We start from the raw sequence: 11,051 nt of genomic DNA on the forward strand, positions 1-11,051 counted from the left end.
CCGCGAGGGTCGCATCGTCCGTCTCCATGGTCGACGGACTCTACCCAAATCTGGAGGAGGTTCAGGGTCTCAGGTCAGCCGGCCTAAGCTAGCTGCTCCCATTACTTTTTTCTGGACGCTTGGACGTTTGGACGCTCTGCATTTTGGCAGCGACTAAGTTATTGAAATTCATAGAGCATACTCCGCTCTCCCTCACGTCCATAAACGGCGGGCACGTCGGATCTCGGCTGGACGTTGCGCGTTTTCACCGCTGGGCCGCTGTAGACTGCGGCTACCGAGAGCAGCAAAACGGGTTAACCGAAACGTCAATCGGGACTTTCGACCGCCAACCGACAAGGGGAACGGCACTGCGTACCCATGCTGTGAGGGGTCGAATTGGTGTTCCACAAATGCGAACTTCGGCGTCACAAATCCCGAATGATCACCCTCACGCCCGAGCCCCAGCCCCTTTTAGGCTGCTAGCGGCGCCAATGGCTCCCCAACTGATCGCGCGACCCAGCTGGAACCCATGAAGCGGTTTGCAGTGCGATGCGTCAAGGTAGGGACATTTGGGTGTTCGTCGGCTTTTGGGCCCAGAGCGGACCTTCTGAATGTCCGCAAATGGTTGGCACCAGTCCCGACGGACTCGCCAATATCGATACTGCCGTGTTGATGTTCAGTCGGCGGAGCACAATGACGGTGGCCGTCGCTTTCTATGCTCGGATCATGCGATCGGCAGGAGGATGGAGGAGCCTCCACGGTGATGATGGTAGCGTTGACGGTTCTCGGAGGTGTCGGCCTCTTCCTGCTCGGGATGTCGCTGATGACCGACGGCCTGAAGATCGCGGCGGGCACGGCCCTAAGGGACATTCTGGCTGCCGGCACGAGAACCCGGCTGCGGGGATTGGCCTCCGGCATCGTCCTGACGGGCATCGTCCAGTCTTCCAGCGCCGTGACCGTCGCGGCCATCGGCTTCGTCAATGCCGGCCTGATGACGCTCGCCCAGGCAGCCTGGGTGATCTTCGGAACCAATGTCGGCACCACCATGACAGGATGGCTGGTGGCCGTCATCGGCATCAAGTTTGACGTCGGCGCCCTGTCCCTGCCGTTCATCGGCCTCGGCATGCTGGTGTCGCTGTTTGGGCGCGCCAGACCGCGCATTGCCGGAACAGGCCAGGCCCTGGCGGGTTTCGGCGCCTTTTTCCTTGGCGTCGGCGTGCTTCGCGATGCGTTTGCCGGGCTGGTGCCGGCCATCGCTGGACTTCAGCTCGGAGAGACCGGATTCCTTGGAACGGTCGCCTTTCTGGGGATGGGCATGCTGCTGACCGTCCTCACTCAATCGTCAAGCGCCGCCCTCGCCGTGGCCCTGACGGCGAGTGCCGGCGGCGGACTGCCGCTGCATCTGGCCGCCGTCTTCATTGTCGGCGCCAATGTCGGCACCACATCGACGGCCCTGGTCGTCGCGTCGGGGGCTACGCCGGCGGCGAAGAGGGTGGCGGCGGCCCACATCGCCTTCAACCTCGTCACAGGGGTCGTAGCCCTCTTGTTTTTGTCCCTTCTCGTGCCGCTGGCGGCCAACCTTGCGCGCATGCTCGATCCGGCCGCCGGCGACGTGATGACGCTCACCATCTTTCACACGCTGTTCAACCTTCTCGGCGTGGTCCTCATGTGGCCGCTGGCGCCCTCGCTGATGCCCCGCCTCGAGCGGATGTTCGTCAGTATCGAGGAAGAGATCGGCCGCCCCCGTCACCTGGACATGACCCTCGTCGAGACGCCGGTGCTCGCGGCCCGCGCCCTGATCCTGGAACTCGAGCGCATGATGGCCATGAGCTTCGACCTTGCTCGCCAGTCCATCCTCGCCGGGGCCGGCCACCGCCCCGACAGGGCGCGAGAACATGGCGTGCTGCGCCTCGGCCGCGCCATCCGGAGCTTCATCACCCGGCTGCAGCGCACGCCACTGGGAGGCGATGCCATCGCCACCCTGATCGACGTGATCCGCGCGATCCAGCATCTGGAAGAGATGGCGGTGGAGGCCAGTCGCGTAGCCGAGGACGCCGTCCCGGTCCGGCCTCCGGAATGGCACAGCCTGTATCAGGCTGTCGCGGCTGCCCTGACGATGCCCGCCGCGGACGAACCCGATGATGTTTCGCGCCTCGACACCCTCGGCCAGGAGGTCGAAGGTGCCTATGAGCGGTTGAAAAGCCACCTGCTGAACGCGGCAGCCGCGGGGCGGGACAGCCTGGAGGCCACGGAGGCTGCGCTTCAGCGGGCGCGCCGGGTGCGCCGAATCGCCCAGTCGGCGCTGAAGGCGGACCGTCGCATCGGACGCTGGCGCCCGGATCCGGCAACGCCCTCCTTGCAGGCGGGCGAGCCGTAACTCCGCCTGGGCATGGCCGCTCAGAAGCTGCCGAAGACCGTTCCCAGGGCGATCACGGCGACCAGTGCGATGGCGGGGATGAGCACCGCAACCACCGCGATGTCCCAGTAAGCCTCGCGATGCGTCAGGCCGCAGATGGTCAGCAGGGTGACGACCGCGCCATTGTGCGGAAGCGCGTCGAGGCTACCGGTGGCCAGGCTGGTGACCCGGTGCATAAGGTCCGGCGATACGCCTGCCGCCAGTCCCATCTCCCGGTATGTGTCACCGAGGCTCGCCAGTGCGATGCTCATACCTCCCGACGCCGAGCCGGTGAGGCCGGCCAGCAGGCTGGTCCCGAGCGCCAGCGAGATCAGGGGGTTGCCGCTGCCGATAGCCAGCACCCCATCGCGGACCCATGAGAAAGCCTCCAGGGACGCGATGACCGCGCCGAACCCGACAAGGCTCGCCGTGTTGAAAATCGGCTTCAGAGAATCGACCGCACCGGCATCGAGTGTCTCGCCGAGTGTCTCTCCCAGACTCTGCCGATGGAGGACGACGAGCAGCAGGCACGACAGGACGAGTGCCGCGATGATCGACCAGAGCCCGCGGACCGCCGCGATGTCGGTGGAACCGTATTTCGGCAGGGCGAGATAGGAGGCGTCCAGCATCGGGATCAGCCAGAAGGCGAAGGCGACATTCAGCGCGAGGACGCTCGCGAGGGGCAGCACCGCCAGGAGCAGCGAGGGTCGTGCAGCCCTGTTCCCCCCATCCGGGTCCGATCCCAGCGCGGCCTCCGGTCCACGGTCGAGACTGCGCGCCCGATGCTCCAGCCAGAGCCAGCCGAGGCCGAACATGATGAGGCTGGCGATGATGCCGAGCCCGGGAGCGGCGAAAGCCGTTGTCTGGAAATAGGGCATCGGGATGGCGTTCTGGATGGCCGGCGTCCCGGGCAGGGCCGTCATCGTGAAGGTGAACGCTCCAAGGGCAATGGCGGCGGGAATGAGGACCCGCGGCAGACGGGCATCGGCGAACAGGGCCGAGGCGATGGGCCAGACCGCGAAGGCCACGACAAACAGCGAGACGCCGCCATAGGTCAGTAGCGCGCAGGACATTACCACCGCCAGGATGGCGTGTCGCGACCCGAGGCCGGCCCTCAAGGCATCGGCGAGAACTCCTGCGCTGCCGCTGGCCTCCATCAGCTTGCCGAAAACGGCGCCCAGCAGAAAGAGCGGGAAATAAAGAATGATGAAGCGTCCGGTTGCCGGCATGAAGACCTGGGTGAAGGTCGCAAGAACCGGTCCACCTTCGGCGACGAGAACCGCCAGGACAGCAAGGGCCGGCGCACTCAGGAGCAGGCTGGCGCCGCGATAGGTCAGGACGACCAGTGCGCCGAGCGCGGCGAGCATGACGATGATCCCGCTCATCGCCTGCGGCCTCGCCGGCAGGATATCGCGCCAGGGCCGGCGGAGGCGGGATCGACCTTCAAAGCCATGCGAGAGACCGCAGGAGAATGAGAACGATCGTGGCAGGCACCACGACCCTGAGGAGCCACCACCAGACCCATCCGACCCGCGTGCTGCCGAGATCGGCGTCTGCGAGCGCCGTGGCCGTGGCCAGGCGCCATCCGACGAAGACTGCGCATGCCAGTCCGCACAGCGGCAGCAGGATGTTGGAGGTCGCCTGATCGACCAGGTCCAGCAGAGGCAGGCCGCCGATCTTCCAGCGTTCCAGCACGCCGTAGCTCAGCGCCGAGGGCAGCCCCGCCAGAAAGACGGCGAGGGTCACGATGGTGACCGCGCGCGATCTCGACCGTCTGGTGCGGTGGACCACGACGGACACTGGAACCTCGAGCAGAGAAATCATCGATGTCAGCGCCGCAGCCGCCAGCAGAAGGAAGAAGACGAGGCCGATGACGGAGCCGCCCGGCATCTGGGTGAAGACCTGTGGCAGCGTGATGAAGGCGAGCCTCGGTCCCGCAGCCGGGTCGCCTCCGAAGGCGAAGACCGCAGGAAAGATCGCAAGTCCCGCCAGGATGGCGAAGAGCGTGTCGCCGGCCGCAACCGCCACCGCCGCACGCGGGATGCTGGTGCGCCGGTCGAGATAGCTGCCATAGGTGATGAAGACCGCCATGCCGACGCCGAGTGAAAAGAAGGCCTGGCCGAGTGCGTTGAGATAGACCGCCGGGCGGGAAAAGGCGTTCCAGTCCGGGGCCAGAATGAACGCCACGCCACGCGTGCCGCCCGGCAGCGTCACCGAGAAGGCGGCCAGCAGCACCACGATCATCGCCAGAGCGGGCATCAGCCATCGATTGATCCGCTCGATGCCGCCCTTGATTCCCGCGCTGACCACGAGACCCGCCGCCGCCAGCATCGCCGCCTGCCAGAGGATCGGCTCGAAGGCATGGCTGATGAAGGCCTCGAAATAAGCGCCGAAGCCTGTGCCGCTCGAGCGCCAGAGCCCTCCCGTCGCAGCTCCGAAGACATAGCGCAGCGCCCAGCCGGCGATCACGGCGTAATAGCTCAGGATGAGGCCCGCTGCGATCACGCCGAGCCAGCCGGCATAGCGCCAGACGGAGGACTCGTGGCCCTTCTCGAAGGCGGCGATCGCATCGGAGCCAGCCCTGCGACCAAGCGTCAGTTCGGCGATCATCAGCGGCAGGCCGATGACCAGGACGAAACCGAGATAGATGAGGAGAAAGGCCGCGCCCCCGTTCTCGCCAGTGACATAGGCGAAGCGCCAGATGTTGCCGAGCCCGACCGCTGCACCGATCGTGGCGATGACAAAACCGGCACTTGATCCCCACTGTTCCCTCATCGGCGTCTCAATTCCAGTGTCCTCTACGTTGCAGCAAGCGGAGGCGGCAGGGTCGTCGCCGCTAAAGGGCGGATCATGGGGCGTGCGCGCGTCCGGGTTCGGCCCGTCCGCCGCCGAAGAGGATCAGCCCGAGCATCAGCCAAAAGACCGTAGCCAATCCGGTGAACATCAGCACAGGCCATGGCCCGAAGGCGGCGATCAGGGGCATGGCAGCGGCGGTGAACAGGCCACCGCCGACGATCGGCTCGAACAACAATTGCTTGGCGCCGAAGCTGGCGAGCGCCGGACTTCTGTTTCCGGGATCGCTCATCGACAGCAGCATCAGCCCGGTAGCCGTCATTCCAAGGCTCTGTCCGAGATCGGCGATGGCGCGCTCGAACCACCATTCCCGCATGAGGAGAGGCGCCAGCAGCGCAAAGCAGGCGACGGTCCAGACAATGCCGGCCGTCGCCAGCAACACGAAAGGCACGAAGTGCGTCCCGATGGCGGCGAGCGACAGGGTGGCGACAGCGCAAAGGATCAGCAGATCGAGGGCGAGCCCCTTGAGCGCACGAACCATCCGGCGATTGATCAGCGCCTGATGCCCGAAGGCGGTCATGACCTGCTGGACGATGACCCCGCCGATCATGGCAAAAGGAAAGAGCGGCATGTGGCCGAGGACCCCGGGCGCCGGGGGCGGCACGACCGACTGTTCCGCTAGGGTCAGCGTCCGCAGGATGAGCCACCCGAGCCCGATTGACAGGGCAATGAAGACGGCGGCCATCGACAGCGGCGCGATGGCGTCGTCGAGCGGCCGTACGGGCCGCATCGTCTCTTCCTGCAAAGGGGCGGGGTCCGAAGCGGCGAGCGCACCGGACGGATCGATGATACCGCGCCGTGCCGCCCAGTTGATCAGCGCCACCCCGATGAGAACGGCGGCAACGACCCCGACGGTGGCAAGACCGAGAGCCAAGTCCCGCCCCTCAGGAAAACCAACGGCCTCGAAGGTTGCGGCCAGACCCGACGCGGTGCCATGCCCCCCCTCGAAACCGATCTCGATCAGAGCGCCCGCCACGGGCGGCAACCCAAAAACCGGGGTCAGGATGGACATGGCGAGGACCATGCCGACCACATACTGGCCCCAGGCCAGAGTCTGGCCGAATGCGACCTGCGGCCCGGCGATGCGCCAGATCTCCGCCGGACCCGGAATGCGCTCGCCGAGGAACAGGGCGGCGAAGACGACGGAGATGGCAAGGCCGGGGATCTGCGCCATCGCGGCTCTCGCCTCGCCCGCGATGAGGCCCGCGGCGAGCGCGTGACCATCCCCCGCGACAACGGTTGCGATCTTGCCCAACACGTCGGGACCGAGCATGAGTCCGACGAGGCCGCCGATCAGCGTGGCTGGCAGAAAAAGCCGGGCCAGCCAGGACGAGGTGAGCCGCAGGAAGACGCCGGTCGCCAGCAGGAGCATCGCGATCGTCAGCGCCGCAATGATCGCGGTCATCGTCGTGTCCTTCCTTGGCGGGCGGCGGTCCGCCCGCCGGCGGCGGTGCGGTTGATCACGACCTCATTGCGCGACGATCTGGTCGGCCGGCGGAACGACGAGGACATCGATCGTCGCCGACCGCAGTACGGCCTCCGTCACGCTCCCCAGCAAGAACCGGGATAGGCCGGACTGGCCGCGCGTGCCAATGACGATGAGGTCGGCCCCGATTGTTGCCGCCGCCTGGAGGACGGCGGTCGCCGTCGTTCCCTCCGCCGCCCGCGCGATGCAATGTCGTGGAACCAGCGGCAGTGTGCCTGCAAAAGCGCGCAGTTCGTCGGCAGCGGCGGCTTCGCGTGATCCAATATGGTGCTTGATCTGTTCAAGCGGCGTCGGCGCGCGGATCATCAGCGCCAGCTCCGGAATATCGATTGCATAGAAGAGGGACACCACGGCGCCGGCGGCCAGGCGGAGCCGGGCCATGACGCCCACGGCCTCCGCCGAGTGGGTCGACAGATCAGATGCAGCCAGAACCTGCCTGTAGGGGCCGCCGGGCATGCCGTTGGCCATCAGGACCGGGACCGGGCTGTGGCGGATGACCCGCTCGGCAGTGGTGCCAACGAAGGCGTCGCGCAGGATCTGGCGTCGATGGGGGCCGATCACCAGCAGGTTCGCCTGCATCTTTCCTGCCGCCGCCACGATGCCTGCGAAGGGGTCCTCCAGGGTCACCCGATAGTCACAGGCGAGGCCGTCGATATCGCGGATCGTTCGCGAGAGCTCCGCGAGAGCTTTCTCCGCCGCCTCCCGATCGAGCGATACGAGATAGTCTGGCCGGTCGCCGTCGACGACGTGCAGGAGCGAGATCGAAGCTCCCGTTTCATGTGCGAGCAACGATGCCCGGCGGATTGCGCGATCGGATCGCGTCGAAAAATCGGTCGCTACCAGGATCCGTTTCATGAGGCCTCCAACACGGAAGTCAGGGTCGACAGCGGAAAGCACAAAGTAGTTGATGTTCATCTCGCATCAATTGACATGCATCAATCGTATAAGTAGAAAAACCCTGAGAGATATTCTATTTGTACCACACGTATTGGAGTATATATATGATATCTATTTGAATTACGATGGAAACTCTCGGCTTGATTTCAAGTGTACGACGAAAATATCGCTCTGATATGCATCATGTATACTGACGGAAAATCAGATTGTTTGACGGCCCTCCGTGTCGATTTCGGGGATGTCCGTGCGCCCCGCCTCCTGACCTCCGCACAGCAGTTCGACGGCACGGTCGGCGGCGTCCTGGAACGGCTCAAGAACGATATCCGCGCCGGCAGCCAGAAGGGTACTCGCTTCGCTGGCGGCATGGGATGCCACTGCGATGCGGCCCTGAAATCCAGCCGACCGCGTCAACTGGAGAATCGTGGCATTCGTATTTTCCTGGCTCAAGCCGGTCACGTGCTGGGGAACCGTCGAGACGATCCAGCCGACCTGCTGGAGAGGCATGTCCGCGAGGAATTCCGGGTCCGTCGCATCGCCAAAATGCGCGTCCAGACCCAGTTTTCGCCAACGGCGGACCGCGAGCGGGTTGAAATCGACGCCCATGACCTTCACGCCGCGCTTCTGAAGGCGCAGCCCGATGGCAGTGCCGAACCGTCCGAGGCCGAAGAGGATCACCTCGGCGGGCAGCCGTGACCGGGCGGGGGCCTCCTCGCGGGTCTCTCGCGGAGCGCCCTTTCGCTCAAAGAGGCCGAGCAGCGGTTCACACACCGCGTAGAGCTGGTGAGAATAGGTGATCATGTAGGTCGAGGCGGCGATCGTCACCAGGCCGACCAGCGTGACGAGCCCCAGGGCATCCTTCGACACATGCCCCAAGCTTACCCCCATGGCCATGAAGATCAGCGAGAATTCGCTGATCTGCGCCACCGTGAGACCGGCGAGGAAACCGGTTCGCTTGCGGTAGCCCATCGCTCCCATGATGGCGAGGACGACAAGCGGATTGCCGATCAGCACGAACAGGGACAACACGACGGCGGCTGTGACATGGGCGCCGAGCAGTGACAGGTCGAGCGTGGCGCCCAGCGCGATGAAGAAGAACAGCAGGAGAAAATCGCGCAGCGGCGCAAGCCGCGCCGCAATCGTCTCGCGATAGGGCGTCGATGCGAGCGAAATCCCCGCCATCAGACCCCCGACTTCCTTCCCAAGCCCGGCCAGATCACCGAGAGCGGCGAACATCGTCGCCTGCGCGATCGCGAAGACCACCAGAAGCTCCGGTGAGCGGGCCAGCCGTTCAGTCAGGGGCGTGGCGATGTAGCGGACGAAGATGACGACCAGGCCGACCATGGCCAGACCTGAGGCCAGCACCACGGGGACCGATCCGCCACCATGCCCGTCGGCCTGCGATCCGATGCCGATCGCGGACAGCGCGATCATGGCGAGGACGACCACGAGGTCCTGGACGATCAGGAAGCCGAGCGCGATCTGGCCGTGAAGGGAATCGATCTCTCGCTTGTCCGAGAGAAGTTTGACGATGATGATGGTCGACGAGAACGTCAGCGCGACAGCCACATAGAGGCTGGTCAGGTGATCGAGCCCCAGGGCCAAGCCGATCAGGTATCCGAAGATCGATGTGAAGGCGACCTGACCGAGCCCGGTCATCAGCGAAACCGCGCCGAGCGAACGGATCAACTTCACGTCGAGCTTGATGCCGACGAGAAATAGCAGGACGGCGATCCCGAGTTTGGCGAGAAGGTCGATCTGGGCGTTGGAGCGGACGACGTCCAGCGCCGATGGACCGGCGATAAGGCCGACCGCCAGGAAACTGACGATCAGCGGTTGACGGATCAGGATGCCCAGAAGTCCGATCGCGGCCGCCATCCCGAGCAGCAACGCCACCTCGGCGAAGGGGGCAAGCGTGGGCAAAGACATCGCAACTCCATGGGCGAGGTTGGGGTACCTCGCTGATCGGGGCAACAACCTCTCATCGCACCGGCGCGATAAGACATCGACTGGCGGTCGGCCACGCGGACTCAGCTGGACCAGCGACTGCGGAACTGATCGGTGAAGCGATGATCAGTGGGACATGAGCACGGGTACAATCAGTGCCGCCAGAACTCCCTTCGTCGCGCCGCCCATGACGAAGTCCCTGAGCCGCGAGTGACCGTATCCCCCCATCACCATCGCTCCGGCCCCGACCTCAAGGGATGCCTCCTGCAGGGCAAGTGACACGGGACGACTTCCCACCGGGACGACATGGTGCCGAGCTTGCAGGCCTCTGCGGGACAGGCTGTCCACGAGTTGATCCCCGATGCCGATCTCCAGAGGTTTCTCGTCCCCAGCGGTCATGACCGTGATCTTGGTTACCCCCGGAAGGGTACCCCGAGCATCGGCGAGGGCGCGGGCGGCGACGCGGCTGCCGTCCCAGGCAATAGCAACATGGTCGATCTCGGCCGCCACATGGCTTTGTGGCACCAGCAGCACCGGACGCCCCGAGCCGAATATGACGGCTTCCGCCACCTCCCGGGCCGTGAGGTTGTGCTCGGCCCAAGGAATAATCGCAAGATCACGATAACGCGCCTCGGCCGCAGCTCCCGCCGTAGCTTCGGTCGGGGCGGCAACGCGGGTCTCCAGACTGACACCGAGGCCGAGGTTCAGCGCTCCCTGCCGCACCGCGGCCGACAGGGCTGCGGCGTGCTCGCGGCTATCTTTCTCGACCTTCTGGATCATATCCGACACCCTGATGATCATGTTGCCGAAGGTGGATGCGGCACGAGGAAGATCCACGGCAAAGACGGTCACGTCGACATCCGCTCCGATCGCGCCGGCCATCCCTACAGCAACGTCAGCGGCATGAATGGAAGTAGCGTCGGGATAGGTCAGCAAAGGCACATAACCGATCATCTTCATCACAGAAAACCCTCTAAGCCATAACTACGAGTGCAAGTTTGGCAAATTGATTCATGGTGATATTGATCTGGAACAACCGGAGCCCGCGGCATTTCATCGCAATTTCCCCTGACGTTGACCCCAGTTTTATCCAGCCTTGAGTTCCTCCCGGCGGTTGGTTTGGCCCTCTCGGGCGGGTTGAGCGGCGTGGGCAGACGCGGAGCTATTCACGTAGCGTAGCGTCTGATCCCGCCGCGGGTGGAACGTCGCCGCGAAGTCGATCGGCGTCTGCCATCCGAGCTTCGAGTGCGGCCTGGTGGTGTTGTAGTCGAGCTGCCACCGCAAGAGCGCGGCTCTGGCCTGGGCCAGGCCGGAGAAGAGCGTCTCGTTCAACAGTTCATCCCGCAGGCGGCCGTTGAAGTGAACCGCCCCTAGATTCCTGGACGTCTTCTCCCCTAATTTTTGAGGCGAGGAGGCCCCGATGGGCAAAGCGAACTTCACCGCGGGCTTCAAGCGCGACGCAGTCCTTCAGATCACGGAGCGTGGCTATCCTGTTGC

General features: G+C 64.8%; 7 protein-coding genes and 1 pseudogene. 1 reads left to right on the forward strand and 7 read right to left on the reverse strand.

Annotated features, from left to right (window positions below):
- Positions 1-742 precede the first annotated feature (742 nt).
- Positions 743-2,356, forward strand: coding sequence for a Na/Pi cotransporter family protein (locus ACTIFS_RS21605; RefSeq protein ID WP_439576191.1), 1,614 nt, complete (start codon positions 743-745; stop codon positions 2,354-2,356).
- Positions 2,357-2,376: 20 nt separating this feature from the next.
- Here the strand turns inward: ACTIFS_RS21605 and ACTIFS_RS21610 are convergent, their stop codons facing one another.
- From ACTIFS_RS21610 to ACTIFS_RS21640, 7 genes and pseudogenes are all read right to left on the reverse strand, one after another.
- Complete coding sequence (locus ACTIFS_RS21610; protein WP_439576192.1) at positions 2,377-3,759, reverse strand: GntP family permease; 1,383 nt, start codon at positions 3,757-3,759, stop codon at positions 2,377-2,379.
- A 58-nt stretch (positions 3,760-3,817) separates the two neighbouring features.
- Positions 3,818-5,149 (reverse strand): sodium-dependent transporter, encoded by a 1,332-nt coding sequence (locus ACTIFS_RS21615; protein ID WP_439576193.1) that lies wholly within the window; start codon positions 5,147-5,149, stop codon positions 3,818-3,820.
- A 73-nt stretch (positions 5,150-5,222) separates the two neighbouring features.
- The gene (locus ACTIFS_RS21620) at positions 5,223-6,632 is read right to left on the reverse strand and encodes a sodium/glutamate symporter (RefSeq protein WP_439576194.1); all 1,410 of its coding nucleotides are present in this window, start codon (positions 6,630-6,632) and stop codon (positions 5,223-5,225) included.
- Positions 6,633-6,695: 63 nt separating this feature from the next.
- Entirely contained in the window at positions 6,696-7,628 is a 933-nt protein-coding gene (locus tag ACTIFS_RS21625) for a universal stress protein (protein ID WP_439576195.1), read from the reverse strand.
- 183 nt (positions 7,629-7,811) lie between these two features.
- Complete coding sequence (locus ACTIFS_RS21630) at positions 7,812-9,536, reverse strand: cation:proton antiporter (RefSeq protein WP_439576196.1); 1,725 nt, start codon at positions 9,534-9,536, stop codon at positions 7,812-7,814.
- Positions 9,537-9,680: 144 nt separating this feature from the next.
- Positions 9,681-10,514, reverse strand: coding sequence for a universal stress protein (locus ACTIFS_RS21635; protein WP_439576197.1), 834 nt, complete (start codon positions 10,512-10,514; stop codon positions 9,681-9,683).
- Positions 10,515-10,640: 126 nt separating this feature from the next.
- Positions 10,641-10,913: pseudogene (locus ACTIFS_RS21640) on the reverse strand (integrase core domain-containing protein); the annotation flags it as partial.
- Positions 10,914-11,051: the final 138 nt, after the last annotated feature.

The sequence above is a fragment of the Phreatobacter sp. genome (assembly GCF_051860605.1).
Taxonomy (GTDB): domain Bacteria; phylum Pseudomonadota; class Alphaproteobacteria; order Rhizobiales; family Phreatobacteraceae; genus Phreatobacter.

Bases quoted from the DNA above. Each gene is read 5' to 3' on its own strand.
- ACTIFS_RS21605 (WP_439576191.1), top strand. From the start codon at position 743: ATGATGGTAGCGTTGACGGTTCTCGGAGGTGTCGGCCTCTTCCTGCTC.
- ACTIFS_RS21610 (WP_439576192.1), bottom strand. From the start codon at position 3,759: ATGAGCGGGATCATCGTCATGCTCGCCGCGCTCGGCGCACTGGTCGTC.
- ACTIFS_RS21615 (WP_439576193.1), bottom strand. From the start codon at position 5,149: ATGAGGGAACAGTGGGGATCAAGTGCCGGTTTTGTCATCGCCACGATC.
- ACTIFS_RS21620 (WP_439576194.1), bottom strand. From the start codon at position 6,632: ATGACCGCGATCATTGCGGCGCTGACGATCGCGATGCTCCTGCTGGCG.
- ACTIFS_RS21625 (WP_439576195.1), bottom strand. From the start codon at position 7,628: ATGAACATCAACTACTTTGTGCTTTCCGCTGTCGACCCTGACTTCCGT.
- ACTIFS_RS21630 (WP_439576196.1), bottom strand. From the start codon at position 9,536: ATGTCTTTGCCCACGCTTGCCCCCTTCGCCGAGGTGGCGTTGCTGCTC.
- ACTIFS_RS21635 (WP_439576197.1), bottom strand. From the start codon at position 10,514: ATGAAGATGATCGGTTATGTGCCTTTGCTGACCTATCCCGACGCTACT.